This window comes from Spiroplasma litorale, from assembly GCF_001267155.1.
Classification (GTDB): domain Bacteria; phylum Bacillota_I; class Bacilli_A; order Mycoplasmatales; family Mycoplasmataceae; genus Spiroplasma_A; species Spiroplasma_A litorale.
Genome location: NZ_CP012357.1, coordinates 535,026 through 553,264, shown reverse-complemented (window position 1 = coordinate 553,264; position 18,239 = coordinate 535,026). Strand labels below are relative to the sequence as shown.

General features: G+C 22.7%; 19 protein-coding genes and 1 pseudogene. 19 read left to right on the top strand and 1 reads right to left on the bottom strand.

Annotated elements, in window-relative coordinates; translation table 4 throughout:
• Window positions 1-47: 47 nt before the first annotated feature.
• From SLITO_RS02660 to SLITO_RS02635, 6 genes are all read left to right on the top strand, one after another.
• The gene (locus SLITO_RS02660) at window positions 48-629 is read left to right on the top strand and encodes a YqeG family HAD IIIA-type phosphatase (RefSeq protein ID WP_075058239.1); all 582 of its coding nucleotides are present in this window, start codon (window positions 48-50) and stop codon (window positions 627-629) included.
• Window positions 616-1,938, top strand: coding sequence for a ribosome biogenesis GTPase YqeH (gene yqeH, locus SLITO_RS02655; RefSeq protein WP_158500623.1), 1,323 nt, complete (start codon window positions 616-618; stop codon window positions 1,936-1,938). Before SLITO_RS02660 ends, yqeH begins: the two co-directional genes overlap by 14 nt.
• 11 nt (window positions 1,939-1,949) lie before the next feature.
• A complete protein-coding gene (locus SLITO_RS02650) occupies window positions 1,950-2,126 on the top strand; it encodes a DUF896 domain-containing protein (RefSeq protein ID WP_075058238.1) in 177 nt (58 codons plus the stop codon).
• A gap of 62 nt (window positions 2,127-2,188) precedes the next feature.
• A complete protein-coding gene (gene tkt / locus SLITO_RS02645; protein WP_075058237.1) occupies window positions 2,189-4,162 on the top strand; it encodes a transketolase in 1,974 nt (657 codons plus the stop codon).
• Window positions 4,163-4,222: 60 nt separating this feature from the next.
• A complete protein-coding gene (locus tag SLITO_RS02640) occupies window positions 4,223-4,441 on the top strand; it encodes a YneF family protein (RefSeq protein ID WP_075058236.1) in 219 nt (72 codons plus the stop codon).
• An 11-nt stretch (window positions 4,442-4,452) separates the two neighbouring features.
• Window positions 4,453-5,133: an MBL fold metallo-hydrolase gene (locus tag SLITO_RS02635; RefSeq protein WP_075058235.1), complete on the top strand. Its 681-nt coding sequence runs from the start codon at window positions 4,453-4,455 to the stop codon at window positions 5,131-5,133.
• Window positions 5,134-5,145: 12 nt separating this feature from the next.
• Here SLITO_RS02635 and plsY read toward each other — a convergent pair whose 3' ends face one another.
• Window positions 5,146-5,895 (bottom strand): glycerol-3-phosphate 1-O-acyltransferase PlsY, encoded by a 750-nt coding sequence (gene plsY / locus SLITO_RS02630; RefSeq protein WP_075058234.1) that lies wholly within the window; start codon window positions 5,893-5,895, stop codon window positions 5,146-5,148.
• A gap of 105 nt (window positions 5,896-6,000) precedes the next feature.
• Here plsY and SLITO_RS02625 point away from each other — a divergent pair, with 105 nt between their 5' ends.
• The 13 genes and pseudogenes from SLITO_RS02625 to SLITO_RS02565 all read left to right on the top strand — a co-directional run bounded on the left by SLITO_RS02625 (window position 6,001) and on the right by SLITO_RS02565 (window position 18,239).
• Complete coding sequence (locus SLITO_RS02625; protein ID WP_075058233.1) at window positions 6,001-6,663, top strand: hypothetical protein; 663 nt, start codon at window positions 6,001-6,003, stop codon at window positions 6,661-6,663.
• An 8-nt stretch (window positions 6,664-6,671) separates the two neighbouring features.
• The gene (locus SLITO_RS02620; RefSeq protein WP_075058232.1) at window positions 6,672-6,986 is read left to right on the top strand and encodes a hypothetical protein; all 315 of its coding nucleotides are present in this window, start codon (window positions 6,672-6,674) and stop codon (window positions 6,984-6,986) included.
• Window positions 6,987-7,868, top strand: a complete 882-nt coding sequence (locus tag SLITO_RS02615; protein ID WP_075058231.1) for a riboflavin kinase — start codon at window positions 6,987-6,989, stop codon at window positions 7,866-7,868.
• A gap of 10 nt (window positions 7,869-7,878) precedes the next feature.
• Window positions 7,879-8,785, top strand: a pseudogene (locus SLITO_RS06250) (deoxyribonuclease IV).
• Window positions 8,786-8,825: 40 nt separating this feature from the next.
• Entirely contained in the window at window positions 8,826-9,902 is a 1,077-nt protein-coding gene (locus tag SLITO_RS02605) for a hypothetical protein (protein ID WP_075058230.1), read from the top strand.
• An 8-nt stretch (window positions 9,903-9,910) separates the two neighbouring features.
• Complete coding sequence (locus SLITO_RS02600; protein ID WP_075058229.1) at window positions 9,911-10,309, top strand: transcription antitermination factor NusB; 399 nt, start codon at window positions 9,911-9,913, stop codon at window positions 10,307-10,309.
• A gap of 8 nt (window positions 10,310-10,317) precedes the next feature.
• Window positions 10,318-11,799 carry a hypothetical protein gene (locus tag SLITO_RS02595; RefSeq protein ID WP_075058228.1) on the top strand — a complete coding sequence of 494 codons (1,482 nt, stop codon included), beginning with the start codon at window positions 10,318-10,320 and terminating at the stop codon, window positions 11,797-11,799.
• Between the two features lie 13 nt (window positions 11,800-11,812).
• The gene (gene xseA / locus SLITO_RS02590) at window positions 11,813-13,150 is read left to right on the top strand and encodes an exodeoxyribonuclease VII large subunit (protein ID WP_083433346.1); all 1,338 of its coding nucleotides are present in this window, start codon (window positions 11,813-11,815) and stop codon (window positions 13,148-13,150) included.
• A 3-nt stretch (window positions 13,151-13,153) separates the two neighbouring features.
• The gene (gene xseB, locus SLITO_RS02585) at window positions 13,154-13,354 is read left to right on the top strand and encodes an exodeoxyribonuclease VII small subunit (protein ID WP_075058227.1); all 201 of its coding nucleotides are present in this window, start codon (window positions 13,154-13,156) and stop codon (window positions 13,352-13,354) included.
• Window positions 13,355-13,376: 22 nt separating this feature from the next.
• Entirely contained in the window at window positions 13,377-15,014 is a 1,638-nt protein-coding gene (locus tag SLITO_RS02580; protein ID WP_075058226.1) for a 1-deoxy-D-xylulose-5-phosphate synthase N-terminal domain-containing protein, read from the top strand.
• A 7-nt stretch (window positions 15,015-15,021) separates the two neighbouring features.
• Window positions 15,022-16,095 carry a hypothetical protein gene (locus tag SLITO_RS02575; RefSeq protein ID WP_075058225.1) on the top strand — a complete coding sequence of 358 codons (1,074 nt, stop codon included), beginning with the start codon at window positions 15,022-15,024 and terminating at the stop codon, window positions 16,093-16,095.
• A gap of 10 nt (window positions 16,096-16,105) precedes the next feature.
• Window positions 16,106-16,927, top strand: coding sequence for a TlyA family RNA methyltransferase (locus tag SLITO_RS02570; RefSeq protein WP_075058224.1), 822 nt, complete (start codon window positions 16,106-16,108; stop codon window positions 16,925-16,927).
• Complete coding sequence (locus SLITO_RS02565; RefSeq protein ID WP_075058223.1) at window positions 16,905-18,239, top strand: Y-family DNA polymerase; 1,335 nt, start codon at window positions 16,905-16,907, stop codon at window positions 18,237-18,239. The genes SLITO_RS02570 and SLITO_RS02565 overlap by 23 nt, the downstream gene beginning before the upstream one ends.

Below are 18,239 nucleotides of genomic sequence, written 5' to 3'. Positions count from 1 at the left end.
AAAATTAATATACTAATTTTGTAATATAATATACTAAAAGGTGAAATATGCAGAATTTTAAAAGTAAATCTTTATTATTAAACTATTTTAAACCGTCAATTTATTTAGAAAGTTACAAAAAAATTAATCTTAATTCATTAAAAAATAGTGGTATTAAATTAATATTATGTGATATGGATAATACTTTGATAGGTTGAAATCAAAGAATACCAAACAATGAGGTTATAAACTTTGTAAAAAATGTTTATTATCATAATATGGAATTTGTTCTTTTTTCAAACAATATTAGAAGTAGAGTTGAAAATTTTGCAAAAAAAGCTGGGATTGAAAACTATTTTTGGGATTGTAAAAAACCACTTCTTGGTAAAATGAAAATAATTAAAAGATTATTTGATTATAAAGAAGAAGAAATGATACTAATAGGTGACCAATTAGTCACAGATATATTAGTGGCAAATAGATCTCATATTAAAAGTATATTAATTTCACCTATAAGTAGAGATGTTAAGAGTAACAAATTTGTTCACTATATAGAGGATAAATTGTTTAAAAAGTTAGCTCAAAAAAACATTCTACATGAAGGTTTCTATGATGAGGGGGACATTGGGGGTAATTATGAAATTCTTTAATGATGATAACGAAGAAAAAAAAGATGGTTTTTTAGATATTGAAAAAAAAGTTGAAGAACTGGAAAATAAAATACTAAACTCTTCACATATTAATACAGAAGATATGAATAAAGGTAAAGTAAAACAAGTAAGTAAAGTATCTTTAAAAGAAGTTGAACCAGGTATTGGTAATACTACAAATTATTATGGAGAAGGTCCAAAAAAATGCGTAGGTTGTGGAAAAGAAATGCAAACAACTGATGAGAAAACTCCTGGGTATGTTATTGATATCGAAAAACAAGATTATTGCCTAAGATGTTTTAAAATTAAAAATTATAATAGGCTTGTAGAACAAGAAATAAACGATAAAGACTTTATTGATATTTTAGATAATATAAACAAAGAAAAAGAAAAAATTAGATACTACTATGTTGTAGATATTTTTGATTTACCTGGTAGCAGATTAGAATGATTAGAAAAATTAATCTCAAGTAAAGAAGTAATAATTCTTGCAAACAAAGTAGATTTACTACCAAAATCAATTAAAAACAAAAAAGTTTTAGAATACTTAAAAGATTATTTTAGTAATTCGGTTCTTAAAAACTCTAAAATTATGCTTATGTCATCAATTAAAGAAGAATATGTATTCAACTTAATTCTTGAATTGAGAAGTGTTAATTATGATCAATATATTATAGGTATATCAAATGCTGGTAAATCTAGTTTAATAAATTCTTGTTTACGTTTAAATCAACAAATACCTTCTATAGTAACTTCAAAATATGTAAACACAACTTTAGATAAGATTAAAATAAACTTTACTAAAGATAATTATATTTATGATACTCCTGGGCTAATTAAACATAATCATATCGCAATAGCTACAGCTCCAAGTTTTTGAGATTATTTTTTCTTTCAAAAAGAAATAAAGCAAGTTACATTCCAATTATTAAAAGGTCAAACTATATTTTATGGAGGGTTGGCTTGATTTAGTTTTGAAGAAGGTGAAATATTAAATGATAAAAACAAAGTTGTTAAAACTAGTTTTCACTTCTATGTTAATAAAAGAATGCCTTTACACAGAACAAAATCTTTAAATGCGATGAGCTACTTTAAAAAACATAGACAATCACTTACACCAAGACTAAAAGATATATCATTAGGATTCAAAAAAAATGAATTCTATTTTGATAAAAATGAAAATGTTGATATTAATATTTCGGGTTTGGGTTGAATCAATTTTAAAGCTTATCCTGGAATGAAATTATCAATTACAGTACCAAAAACAGAATTTGGTGTTATAGTAAAAAAACTTAAACCATTAATTTAAAGGATTTTAAAATGGAAGAATTAATTAAAAAAATAAACAACTATGCAAAAATAGCAAAAGAAAGAGAACTAACACAAACTGAAAAAGAAGATAGAGACAAACTACGAAAAGAATATTTAAAAATATTTAGATCTAATTTTGAAAATCAATTAAAAAATATAAAAATAATCGACGAAGAAGAAAAATAAAATAATAAACTATGTGATATGTTTATTATTTTTTTTATATAATATCTTTGGAGATAGATTAAATGAATAAAGATAATTTGAATGCTATTCGCATACTTGGCATCGATGCGATAAATAAAGCAAATTCTGGACACCCAGGTATTGTTCTAGATGCTGCGCCAATGTGTTACACACTTTTTACAGATATTATGAATATAAATCCAAAAAACTCTAAATGATTTAATAGAGATCGTTTTATACTAAGTGCAGGGCATGGTAGTGCACTATTATATTCATTACTTCATTTAACAGGATATAATGTTTCAATTGAAGATCTTAAAAATTTTAGACAATTAAACTCAATAACACCAGGTCATCCTGAATATGAAATAACAGATGGTGTTGAAGCAACAACAGGACCATTAGGTCAAGGTCTTGCTATGGGTGTAGGTATGGCTCTTGCTGAATCACATTTAGGTTCAAGGTTTAATAAGGATAATTTTAAAATAATTGATCACTACACATATGTTGTTTGTGGGGACGGTGATTTACAGGAAGGTATTTCACATGAAGCAATATCTTTTGCTGGAAGATATAGATTAAACAAATTAATAGTTTTACATGATTCGAACGATATACAACTAGATGCACAAGTTAGCGCTGCACAAGTTGAAAATATATCTATGAAATTTCAAGCTGTAAATTGAAATACTTTAAGAGTTAATGATGGTGAAAATATTGAAGAAATAAAAAAAGCAATTTTAAAAGCTAAAAAATCAAATAAGCCAACATATATTGAAGTTAAAACAGTAATTGGAGTTGGTGCTTCACAACAAGGAACAACAAAAGTTCATGGTGCACCTTTAGGAAGTGATATTGAAACTGTAAAAAAATATTTTAATTGAAAATACAAACCGTTTGAAATACCAAATGATGTTTATGAATTTTATAATAATAATGTTGTTGAAAAAGGTAAAAAATTAAATAAAGAATGAGATGATTTATTTAAAGAATATAAGTCTAACTATAAAGAATTAGGTTTAGAGTTAGAGAATGCAATTAGTAAAAATTGAACTATTGATATTAATGAAATAAAAAAAATAAATAAAAAAGCAAATCAAGCAACACGAGTAAGTTCAGGGGAAACTTTTAATTATTTAGCTAGCAAAATAAAATCTTTAATCGGGGGTAGCGCAGATTTAAGTGAATCAACAAAAATTAAAGGTCCTGATGGTAACTATGATTTTGATAATAAAGATGGAAGAAATATAATGTATGGTGTAAGAGAATTCGCAATGAGTGCGATTAATAATGGTATTGCATTACATGGTGGATTATTACCAATAGAAAGTGGTTTTTTTGTTTTTTCAGATTATCTAAAACCAGCAATAAGATTGGCAGCGCTAATGAAAATTCAAAAACTTTCAGTGTTTACTCACGACTCAATCGCAGTAGGTGAAGATGGACCAACTCATCAACCAATTGAACAATTAGCAATGTTAAGATCTATTCCTAATTTATCAGTATACAGACCTTGTGATATGGCTGAAACAATCGCTAGTTATTATGATGCAATAATTAATAACAAAAAAAATCCAAGCGTAATATTGGCATCTAGACAAAACCTTGAGGAAATCAATAGAAAAGATGACAGTAGGGTATTTGAAGATGTTAATAGGGGGGGTTATATCATCGAAGAAGATGCGAACCCAGAAATTACTTTAATTTCTTCAGGTAGTGAAATTTCACTATCTATCAAAGTTAAAAATTTATTGAACAAAAATAACAAAAATGTAAGAATAATATCTATGGTAAATATGAATAACTTTTTAAAACAAGATATTTCATATCAAAATAAAATAATAGATAAAAAAACTAAAAGGTTTACAATTGAATTATCATCAACTTTTGGTTGACATAGATTTATTGGTGATGATGGTATTGCATTTGGGATTGATGATTTTGGTCATTCAGCTCCATTTAACGATGTTTTACAACATATAAAATTTAACGAAGAAGAAATTGCAAAAAAAATATTAAATACATATAATAAATAATTATGTTATATTAAATATATAGTTTTTTAATATTAATTTTAAGAATAAGGAGAAAATAAAATGATACCTTGATGAGCCGGTTTAATTATAGCTATTGTTTCAGCTGTAATTGGTGGAATTATTGGTTTTATAATTACAAGAAAAGTAATTCAAAAACAATTAAAAGATAATCCTCCAATAAATGAAAATCAAATAAGAGCTATGTATAGAAGCATGGGAAGAAAACCTTCAGAAGCAGACATTAAGAAAACAATGAACGCTGTTAAAAGAGGAAAATAAAACGATAACTTATGCTATTATATAAATTTCAAGATAAAAAATTTAGACAAACTAACGGCTACTTGTTATGCACTGAAAAAAACAATGCTGTTTTAATTGATACAGGTTACAGAGAATACAAAAAAATAATAGAATTTGCAGACAAAAAAAATATTATAATAAAAAATATTATAATAACTCATGGTCATTTTGGGCATTTTTTTGGTTTAAATGATTTATCTGAAAAATATGATTTGCCAAATATTTATATAGGTTATTCAGATTTATTAAATTTGTTTGAACCACACAAAAATACAAGTATGCTTTTTGAAGGTGTTGAGCCTTACTCTGTGAAGCCTCTTGAAAATTTAAAAGTTGTTTTAAATGATATGAGCATATTCTTAGATGGATATGAATTTAGAATTTTTATAAAAAAATCACATACATCAGGTTCCCTTATAATTGAGCTTGATAAAATTAAATCAGTATTTATTGGTGATTTGATAACAAAAGGTAATGATCCATTAATTATCGGTTCATTTGAAAAAGGTATTGATAAAACTGATGTTATTAATACTATGAAATGATTCTTTAATTATTTTGAATCAGATTATATAGTATATCCAGGTCACGGAGACAATGGACTTACAATAAAAGAATTTGTTGATAAAGATTTAATTTTAAAAAAATACTTTGTAAAGTTTATAACTTAGCAAAGTATTTTTTTATTTATCTTTTTTACTTTTTATAAAATTTGGTTCTTGTTTTTTAAACAATCTTATTAAATTTGCTCTATGTCTATATATCAGAAATAATGTTGATATTGTTAAAACTATATTTATAGTTAAAAAACTATCATAAAAATTATTTGTGTGATTTAAGTCATGAAATTTATTAAATCACACAAAATAGAAATTATTACTATAAACTTCACTAAAAAATATAAAACCATTAATTTCAAATGAACTTCCACCAGATATTTGTGGAACTCACATTAAAATACAAATTAATAGTGAAGCAACCATTGATGCAAGACTTACTTTTTTAAAAGTAAAAAATATTATTAACCCAAAAATAATGAAAGCAAAAAATAATATAAAATTTGTAACTAATATAAGTCCAAGAAAGCAACTTACTGCTTTACCACCTTTGAATTTATAGTATATAGGCCAACAATGACCAATTAGAGTAAATAATATTGGTATATAAAAGCTTGTTTTATTAAATAAATCTGAATTTATCATATTAATAAGCATTGCTATAATTACTGTAAATAAAACTTTTAATGAATCCAAAAATAAAATAAAAATACCTCATTTTATACCTATAACTCTACTTGCGTTAGTGGCACCAGCATTCTTACTACCCAATTCTCTAATATCTTTGTTTGTTTTTAATCTTACAACCATAATAGAAAAAGAAAAACTACCTACTAAATAGCCTACCATACAAGCCAATACAGTTCCTAAAAACATTTTCCACCTCAATAAAGACTATATTTATAATACTATAATTTATAGAAAATTTGTCCATTTTAATATAAAATATAAAGTGATTAAAGTTGTATAGGGGTTTTTTTTATGAATTTTAATATAGAGGAACTTATATTTGACTTTTATAAAAGGGATGTAAAGGGTTTACTCTCTAATAAACAATTTAAGTTAAATTTTAGTCAAAAAAAGGATTTAATATCAATAACAAAGAGTGATGATTGCAAAAAATTATTTGATAAAATTAATGATTTTTTTAAAAAAAATATATGAATAAATGAGTACGAATTAAGTTTAATGTTAACATTAATTACACAAAGATATAATTATTTTTATCAAACAGAACTTGAGTGAAATAAATTTTTTGAAAATAAACTATTTTTAGAAAACGGAAACAACTTAAGAGAAAACATATCAATTTTTTTTGAAAAACAAATAAATTTATTTTCAAATAATTATTTAGATATATTGAATGGATTTAGTTTAAATATTTGAAATAAAAGTTTATACAAATCAATTCAAGAAATATTTAAAAGCATTATAAACGAAAGATTACTTGATCAAAAACTTAATAAAATTAAAGATTTTATTAAGTTTGTAAAAAATACAAAAAATATATATTCAAGTTTAGAATGCATAGGAATTGAAGTTGAAAAACAAAAATTTTTATCAAATACAAATGAAATAAAAATAGTTTTTCAATCGATGATAGATTTGGTTGATTCAATCAAAAGAAAAATAGAATTAAATTAGGGTAACTTATGTTTGAAGAATATAGTAAAATTTCAAAAGATGATGCGGAAAAAAAATATAATAAATTAAGTGATGAATATAAAGAGTTACTTAAATTAGAAAAAAGTAACGATAAAAAATTAAAAAAAGGTTTAATTTGATGATTAATATTACCAGTAGCTGGTTTATTTATATATTCAGTTTTATTATCTAGACGCAGAAATCTTGATAACAATATGCAAAAGATTTTGCAAATAAAAGAAAAACTTGTACTTATAGAGTTAGAAATGCAATATATAAAAAATAAGGTTTTATTCAACGAAAAGAATAATAAAGGTGCTTAAATGACAAAAATTTATTATTTTAATTTTTTAGCAAGAATTAAATTTAATTTAAATAAATCAATAATACTAGTCGGAGATTTTGCAAATTGAAGTAAATTCGAAGATGATCAAGTAAAATATTTAAATGAAATAGCAGAAAATAATAATGTTGAAAAATCTATATTAGTTTTTAAAAATTCTTTATTTAATGAAAGTTTATTAAATTCAGATAATATAATTGAAAAGGCAAAAAAATATAAAATCAATAATGTAATATTTTATGAATATAATTCTAAATACAAAGAATTTTTAATTAGTGATTTATATAATAACTTAGTTTCGCAAGTTAATGCATCAAAATTTATTATTGCAAATAATTATAATATCGATGTTTTTAATACAGTTTTTTTTACAAAAAATGATAAACAAAATACACTAATATATAAAGATTTTAATTTAAAAGAAGAAGATTATAGTAGTATAAAATTAATTGAAAATAATAAATTTGAAGAATTTAAGGTATTAAATGATTTTAGTTATAAATTTGACGGAATTGTAGAAAAAGGAAAACAGTTAGGTCGAAAAATTGGTTTCCCAACAATTAATATTGTTATTAAAAATAAAAAACTAATTTTAAATCATGGAATATTTGCTTGTAAAGTTTATATAGAGAGCTTAAAAAAGGAATTTGCGGGTGCTGGTTGTTATTGAAAGAATGAACTTAATCAAGAAGTGTTTGAAGTAAACATTTTTGATTTTAATAAGGAAATCTACGACTGAAAAGTTACAATAACTCCAATTAAATGAATTAGAGAAAACAAAAAAGTTAATTCTTTAGAGGAATTAATTGAATTACTAAAAAAAGATGTTGATAATTGCAAGAAAATTATAATTTTAGAATAAGAGGTTAATTATGAGCGAAAAATTTTATTTAGGTTGTCATGTTGGTATGAATGCTGCTAACAAATATTTAATAGGTAGTGTCGAAGAAGCAATAAAAAACGGGGCAAATACGTTTATGTTTTTTACAGGAGCACCCCAAAATACAAGGAGAACTGAAACTAGTAAATTAAATATAAAAGAATTTAATGAATTATTAGTTAAAAATAACATAGATAAGGATATGCTTATTTGTCATGGGCCTTATACAATTAACTTAGCAAATACAGTAAAAAAAGAGACTTTTGAGTTAGGTTTAAGACTACTTAAAGAAGAGATAATAAGACTTGATGAAATTGGGGTTAAAACCCTTGTATTACACCCCAGGAGCAGCAGTTGGAGCAACTATGGAGAATGGGTTGGATAGTCTGATTAAGGGCTTAAATATAGTTTTAAATGATACAGATATTAAAAAAACAAATGTTAAAATAGCAATTGAAACGATGTCTGGAAAGGGTACTGAAATATGTACAAATTTCGAACAAATAAGGTACGTTTTAGATAGAGTTGAAGAACAAAATAAAGTTGGTGTTTGCATTGATACATGCCATATTAATGATGCAGGTTATGACATAAAAAATGATTTAGATGGGGTAATTGGTAATTTTAATGAAATTATTGGTTTAAATAAATTATTCGTAATTCATTTAAATGATAGTAAAAATTCAATAAATAGTCACAAGGATAGACATCATAACATTGGGTATGGAACTATTGGTTTTAAAGTATTAAACAAAATTGTTCACAATCCACTTTTTAAAGATGTTCCCATTATCTTAGAAACTCCTTGAATTGGTAATTATTGTCCATACAAAGAGGAAATAAAAATGTTAAAAAATTCTTGTTTTTCTGACCCTTTTAAGGAATTGTTAAACCAATAAATGCATATTATGTTAATATATATATGAAAAAGGTGATTAAATGAATTCAATTAAAAAATTATTACTTAGTTTAATGAGTTTTTCTTCAGTTGTTGTTACTTCAAGCTCAATTATTAGTTGTGAATCTCCAATTGATAACTCATATAATAAATACTCAGATATTGATAGATTATGAAATTTTAAGTCTTTTAAAACAATAAGTATAGACAAATTGGGGTTAAACAGCCAAAATGCACCAGAAAAAAAAGAAGATGGATCAGTTGGAACAAATTTGTTAGTTTTAGAGCTAATAAAATTAATAGGATTTAGATTTAATAATTTTGATAGTAATGAATTAAAGCAAAATCAAGAATCTGATGTTTTTAAATTATTTAATGAAAAAATAAGTTTTCAAATATATCTAAGAAATAGTGAAGATTCTTTAATTATAGATACAAAAAATAGCTCTAAAAACAATTTAAATGACTTAACTAAAATTTTAGATGATGAATTTATAAATGGTAATAATGGAGTTACAACTAATAGATCAGAAGTTAAATTATATTTTAAATACACAATTGGTGATAATGAGTATGTTAATAATAATTTTCTAGATTTTAAAATCACAAATAAGCCTATTTTCGCATATGAGTTCAAAGATAGTCCTTTAACAACCGACTTAAGCAAAGAAATAGATTGAGAAAAACAAACAAAATTCAGAAAACTATCAGGTTTAATTGATAAAAACAAAAAATACATAATTAAAATTGATGAAGTGTATCAAGATAGTTTTTCACTATTTACAAAAGTTAAAAATTGAAGTAATAGTGAAGATTTTGAAAATACAATCGGATCAATTGCCTTAGATGTTGTAAATGGATTTTTTAATTCATTTTATAAAAGATTCTCGTTTAATGATGATTATTTTGAAAACTTTTTAGATATCAAATTAATTAAAAATTCAAAAGGAGAATATGTTGAATCAATACAATTATTCACTCCAAAATCTTATTTATATTATTTGGTTTTAAAAAAAGAAGAAGTATTTCAAAAATTAAAATCTATTGCAAATTTAAATTCTTCAAATAAAGTTGATATAAAAAATATTTTTGGTTCTGAAAATATAGATTTTGTTTAGGGTATTATATGGATAAAAGCATAACAAGTTTAAAAAAAAGAAGAGTTCTTATAATTCAAATACTTTATAGACATTTTTTAATGGAACAAAAAAATAATATAAAACAAGAAATTGTAGATGGTTTTCAATTAGAAAAAAATGATCAAGACATTGAAGAGTATTCTTTTAATTTAATAGATCAATTGGAAAACCTAATAAAAATATGTGAAGACAATTTAAGTGATAATTGAAAATGAAAAAGAATTCCAAATATCATCAAAGCAATATTGGTTAATGGTGTTTATGAAATTAATAATAAGATAACCCCAAAATCAGTAATAATTAACGAAAGCATTAACTTGTCTAGAAGTTTCTTACCAAGTTGGGACACAAGTTTTATAAATGCAATTTTAGACAAAATACAGTAGAGGTAAACATGACTGCTAATGATTTTTTAATAATTAAAAATAATTTTTACAATACATTAAAAAACTTTTATATAAAATTAAAAAATAGTATATATAGTGGCTTTCATAAAAATTTACTAGAGGAAAAATTTAATAAAGAAAATAAATTAAATTATTATTTAATAAAAATATTCAATAAGTATTGTTTATATAATTTTTTAAAAAAGGAATACAATAAATTAGAACAAATTATAGAGTCTAAAGAAGCTTATGAAAAATTTAATAAAATTGTAAATAATAATTTCAAAAAAAATAATTTTGAAGAAATTATTTTTTTTACTTTATCAAAAGTTAATCAAACAGAAAAAGTAAGTTATGAAAATAACATAAATAAATTAAATATAAAAAATAAAAATATTTTTGTTAGAAATTTAGACAACATAAATAAAAGTTTTTACAATGAATATTTAAATAATAAAAATTCATTTATAAAATTAAAAAAAGATTTTGTGAATGAGTATTATAAATTTGATAATGATTATTATAATATTGTTAATAGTTTTCAGTTAAAAGAATTTCAAGATGAAAGAAATAAATTATGAAATGTTTATTTTAAAGAATTATTAAATTACTTTAATGAAAAAAATGTTGATATAAAGCAATTTAATAATAACTTTAACTTCGATAAAATAAAAACTTTAATAAAACCAAATTCACTAGTAGTAATAGATTTTAATATTTCTAAAATATTTAATTATCAAAATTATTTTTTAAATAATTTAATTTTTTTTAAATTACTTTACAATACTAATTCAACAATAATAACAATTAATAACAATTATTTTTGTTACTTAGATTTAATTTCTAAAAAAAATTTTAATGACTTGAAAAGTTTAATAACTTATATTAATTCTAATAAAAGAAATATTAATGATAATGAATTTGTTACAAAAAATATAAATATAAATACAGATATTTTAAATAGATATTTAGATATTGTTTTGGATAACAATGAAATATTAGATATTAAGCAAAAAAATGAGATTAAAACCGAAAAGATTATTAATAAAATAAAAAATGTAAAAATTAATAATGTTGAAGAAGATTTAAAAATTATTGACAGTTTTCCTATAGAAAGTATTTTGAGAAATTCTGATTATAAAGAATTCAAACAATTAATAAGTGAGATAACAATTGAAGAAGATTTTAATTTAGTTGAATATGATTCAGATGTTATCAAAAAAACTTTTGAAGCATTTATAAAAAATTTTAAAAAAAATGTTGATAATTTAAAAGTGGAAAAAGAAAGTATAAATTATCAAAAAATAAATGAAATTAAAAATTTCTATAGAAATATGTCTATAACAGAATTGTATAATTATTTAAAAAACAACTCTAAAAAAATCAATATTAAAATGAGTTCTAAAAAATTGTCACATATTGAAGGATTAAAAATTTATGAGCTATATAACAAAATTGTATCAAGTATTGAAAAATTAAATTTTATATAAGGGGTTTTTAAACATGATAGAGAATATAAAAGTTTTAAAAGTAAGTGAATTTAATGATCTAGTTAAAAACAATCTTGAAAGTGATAACAAGTTTAAATCAATTAATATAAAAGGTGAAATCGCAAATTTAACTCACAACAAAACTGGTCACATATATTTTTCAATAAAAGATTTAGAAGCTAAAATTGATTGTGCAATTTGAAAAACTAATGCTTATAAGTTAATTAATCTTAATGTCACAGAAGGAACAGAAGTAATTGTTTCTGGTAGTATTTCATTTTATAAACCAACCGGAAAAATAACTTTTATTGTCTATGACATTAAAATTGATGGTGTTGGAGAATTAGCAATAATTTATGAAAAAAGGTTTAACGAACTTAAGTCAAAGGGATGATTTAATAAAGAAAATAAAAAACCTATAACTAATTATCCAAAAAATATTGGTATAGTAACAGCGGCTACAGGTGACGCAATTAAAGATTTAATTACCACAATTAAACGAAGATATCCAATTGTAAATATATATGTATTTCCTGCTATGGTTCAGGGAGAATCTAGTTCAAAAGATATTGCAAAAAAAATAAGACAAGCAAATAATTTTAAAATTAAATTAGATACCTTAATAATTGGAAGAGGTGGTGGAAGTTATGAAGATCTTTGGAGTTTCAATGAAATGGATGTACTTACAGAAATCTATAATAGCAATATACCTATAATAAGTGGTATTGGTCATGAACCAGATATAACATTATCTGATTATGTTGCAGATGTAAGATCATCAACCCCAACAGCTGCAGGAGAAAGATCAACACCAGATTTTAGAAACTTAATTAAACTTCTAGATAATAAATTAAATGAATTTGGTAAAAAAGTGATATCACTTATATCAAACAATAGGTTATTTTTAAGTAGTTTACATAAAAATATTGAAGCAAATTTAAATTCTAAAATTTATAATCAAAATTTATTTTTAAATAATTCAAGTCACAACATAAAAAATGTAATTAGAAATAAAATGCATAATGAAAATAATAAATTATCTGAAATATCAAAAAACTTTCATTCAAATTTATTTTATAGATTAGCATCATATAAACAAAATTTAGATGAAAATCTTAATAATTTTAAAATTAGTTTAACTAGTAAGTTAAATCTAGAAAAAACAAAATTAGAGGAATTAGATAATTTAATAAAGTTACATAATCCAGACTTTATATTAAAAAAAGGTTATGCAATAATTAGAAATACAGATAACAATATAATAAGAAGTATAGTAGATTTGAATAATATTGATATAATTAATGTAACAATGGTTGACGGAGATAAAAAATTAAAACTAAAAAAGGAGTAAAATATGAACAACTTTAATGAATTACTAGATGAAATAAAAAATATATCAACTAAATTAAATGATCCAAGCACTAAAATGGAAGATGCTATTGATTTATTTAAAAAAGGAACAAAACTTATAAATGATGCTAAAGAATTATTACAAAATTTAGAAGGTGAAGTTAAAAAAGTGATGGAAGACAATAAGATTGTAGATTTTGAATAATTTTTAGAATATAGGTAATTTTATGAACGAAGACTTTGATTATAAAAAATTGTATTTAAATAAAGACTTTATATATCTAAGTAAAATTGCAAATAATATAAGAAAATATTTAAGTGATTTTAATGATATGAATTTTGGTCATATTGGTAGTAACTTAGGAATTGTGGAAATTACTATGTCTTTTTTCGTTTTTTTTAATTTTGATAATAATTTGTTATTATTCGATACAGGACATCAATCACATATCTACAAATTACTTATAAATGGAAAACAGAAATTCGAAACAATTAAAAAAAATGATGGTTTAAGTAATTTTCAAGAATTTAAAGAAACTGAACACGATTGGATAAGTAATGGTCACTCTTCAACTGCATTATCATATGCTATTGGATATGGTATTTTAAAATTAAAGAAAAATATATTTGTAGCTATTGGTGATGCGGCTTTCTATACTTCTCATACTCATAGTTCATTATTAAATATTAATAAATCAAAAAGTAGAATCATCATTTTATTAAACGACAACGAAGAATCAATTGGTACAAAACCTCCAAAACTAAAAAGTGTTAAGGATTATTGTGAATCGCTAGATATTGATTATTTTTATTGTGCTAACGGAAATGATTTTAAATCAATTTTTGAAGTATTTGAAAAATTAGACTATAATAGCAAAAAGCATGTTTTAATTCATTTTAAAACAATAAAATCAATTGGTTATACAGGAAAAAACAACATTCTATTTAATCATACAATAGAAAAAATAATTGATAATAGCTATCCTAAAATGGTTGCTTTAGAGTTTGAAAATCTTTTTACTAATAAAGACTTTCTATTAAACCCCTCAATGCTAAAACCTTCAAATTTTTATAATTTATCATTAAAATATCCAAATAATGTTATTGATATGGGTATAAATGAAGAAATTGTTGTTATGACAGCAAATGCAATTGCAAATCTAAAAAAAAGAGTATTTGTATCAATATACTCTTCGTTTTTACAAAGATGCTTTGACCAATTAATACACGATGCTGCAAGAAATAACAATACAATAGGTTTTTTAATTGATAGGGGAGGTTTAAATTATGGTGGGGGAGTTAGTCACCATGGAATTTATGATGTTTCTATCGCATCAAATTTAAAAAATAGTATAATATGTAATCCTTATGATTATAACGATATCAAAAATATGGTAGAACTTATGTTTTCTCATAATAAAGGCTTGTTTTTTTTGAGATATGAGAACAAAAATGTTCCAATTACTGATAATAAAATTAACTTTAAAATAGGACAATGATCTTATTTAATATACAATAAGTTCAACGAAATAACCTTGATATCATATGGCTCAATATTAGAGCAATTTAAAAAATATATAGAAATTAATAACTTAAACATAAACCTTATTAATGCAAGGTTTATTAAACCGCTTGATTTAAGCATGTTAAATGAAAATATCTATAATAAAATATATGTATATGAAGAACTTTACGAAACTAATTCTTTATACGAAAAAATTACCCTTCAATTAAAAGGTAAAAAAGATATATTTGGTTTTAATATAAAAAGTAATAATGTAATGCACGGAGATAAAGACTCAGTTATTAAAAAAATAGGTTTAGATTTAGATGCGGTTTTTAAAATAATTTTAAAGGAAGACTAAAGAATATATGATAAATAAAGTTGCAGATAGAAATTACTTTCTTGATAAATTAAAAAAGGACAAAGAAATTAATAGTATTTTAGAAAATTTGACTATTGAAGAAAAAAAAGAAGCCTTAAAAGATATTGAAGAGATAAGAAATATACTTCATTTAAAAAATAAGGTCGATAATCAAATTATAAAAGAATATGATATGCACATAATTGTTCCAACTGGAACTGAGGAAACTTTAATTAGAGAGTTAAATATTTTTAATAAACAAATGTATGATGACTATCCAACATACTATACATTAGATTTTGATGATATATTAAATGAAAATAAAAATAAAGATAATAATTTAAAAACAATAATTAAACCTCAACAACCAAAAACAAAAACTTATAGTAAAAATATTTTAAAATTATCAAATCCAGTTATTGAAGATTCTACAGAAGAATTTGAATTACCTAATTCAATAATAGAAAATGAACAATCAATTAAAAAAATTGAAGATATAGAGTTACCTAAAAGTATATTAAGCGAAAGTAATGATGAAGAAGTAGTTAACGAGAATAAAGTTTTAGAAAATAAAGAAATTAATGATTTCCTAAAAAATGATTCAATCGAAAGTTTAAAAACAGAAAAAAGTGAAAAATTAGTTAAAAAAGAAATTAATGAATTTGAAGAATTTGAAAATAAATTATTAAATAATCCAATAAAAATTAAAGTAGAACATTTTGATAATTTACTCGTAGATTATAAAACTGAAGGCAAGGAAATTTTAGAAAAACAAAAAGATTTATTAGTTAGCACAGAACAACAAAAGCAAGATGTAATTTCAGCAATTAAACAAACTTTAGAAGATGGTAACTATCATAAATTAAATTTAAAAAAAACTTTCTCACTTTCTTATTCAAAATATATGAATAGATTAAAACATTTGAAGAAAAATTTTATTCAAACATACGGCTCAGAAATTTTCACAAGAATTAAAAATGTAGTTCAAGAAGAAAATGCATTATACGAAAATATTGATAGATCTAATAAAATTAGAAATTTAAAGAAAAGAAAAGAAAAGAAGAAAAAAAATATATTCTAAGAAAGGCATCATGAAAGAAAGACTTGATCAAATACTTTTAAATAACAAGATGGTAGAAAACAGGAATAAAGCAAGATCATTAATTATGGATGGTAAAGTTATTGTGAACAACGAAAAAGTAATGAAACCGGGAACACTTTTTGATTCAAGTAAGATTAATATAACTATAAAAAATATTGAATCAGAGTTCGTAAGTAGAGCAGGTAAAAAACTAGACTCAGCAATAAAAAAATGAAATATAGATTTAAGTGAAAAAGTTTGTCTTGATATTGGAAGTTCAACAGGCGGATTCACAGATTGTTGCTTAAAATATGGTGCTAGTTTTATTTATGCAGTAGATGTTGGAACAAATCAACTTGATTGAAAATTAAGAAATAATGATAAGGTACAGTCAATAGAAAATACAAATTTCAGATATGTTGATAAAAGTTTATTTAAAAAAAATATTAGTTTTTTTTGTTGTGATGTTAGTTTTATATCGGTAAAAAATATTTTAGAACCTCTTTCAAATATAGTATCACAAAATGTTGAAGGAATAATTTTAATTAAACCTCAGTTTGAATGTGACAAAGAAAATATTAAAAATGGCAAAATAAATTCAAAAGAATATCATTTAAAAGCAATTAAAAGAGTTAATGAATATGCAATTAATAATAAATTTACAATAAAAGATATTCATTGATCTCCAATACTAGGAAACAAAAAAAAGAATATTGAATACTTGTGTTATTTAACAAAAAATGATAATGTTAATAATTATAGAGAAATTAACTTCGAAAAAATTGTGGAAGAGTGTTGATTATTTTTTTATGGAAAACAAATTACAAAATAATGAAAAAATTATTTTTTTACTTGATATGGATGCATTTTATGCTGGTTGTCATATTGCTGAAAATAATACTTTGGCGGATAAAAACTTAGTTGTTAGTTCTCCAAATAGAAGAGCAATTATATTAACTGCTAGTTATAATTCAAGAAAATATGGAATTAAAGCTGGAATGCCTCTATATAAAGCTAAAGAAATATGTAAAGATTTATGCGTAGTAGATACAAACTTTCAATTGTATATAAATTATTCAGAAAAAGTATTTGACTATATATATACTAATTTTAGCAAAAAAATTGAAGTAGCTTCAATTGATGAATGTTATATAGATGTTACTAACATATGAAAAAAATATGGTACTGTAAAAAAACTTGCAGAATTAATTATTAAAAAAATTAAATTAGATCTAAATTTAAGTTGCTCTATTGGTATTAGTACAAATAAATTTTTAGCGAAAATGGCAGTTGATTTTAATAAACCAAGTGGTGTTACGATTTTATTAAAAAAAGATATACAAAAAATGTTATGACCACTTAATATAAAAAAAATGTTTATGATAGGTGAGGCAACTGAAAAATTATTAAATTTATATAACATAACTACAATTAAAGATCTTGCTTTACACGATAAAAATAAACTTATTTCTTTAATAGGAAAAAGAGGTGATACCTTATGAAATTGAGCAAATGGAGTTTCAAGTGATAATGTATCATGAGATAATAACGATTTAAAATCAATTGGAAATGAAATGACATTAAATTACACAACAAATAATCCAAAGGAATTAGAAAATTTAATTTTTGAACTTTCTGTGAAGGTTTCAGATAGAGCAAAAAAAAGATATTTGTTAGGTTGAACAGTTTCAATAGTTTTGAGATACTTAAATGACGAATTGAAAGAAAATTTTAATTTGAAAGATAGAAAAAAACATATTTCAAAACAAGAAAAGTTGTTAGAGCCGACAAATGAAGTTGAAGATATATTTACAACTTCAAAAAAATGTTTTTATGATCTATGAAAAGGGGAATCAATTTTATTAGTTGGCGTTAGACTTACACAGCTCGTTAGTTCGATTAATCACTATAAACAAAAAGAAATTATTAATTGGGGTTACAAGTTAAAGGAAGTTTCTGAAAATTTAAATAAAGATTTATTATATAGATTAAAAAATAAGTACGGAAAAAGTGTAATATTTACCGGAGTAAATTATGAAAAAATTAATAACAAAAATAGATCACAATCAAAGTATATAAAAAAAGACGATGTTCACTTGTCTAATGATCAAGTAATAAAAAAATGAAAAAATAATAGCAAATAA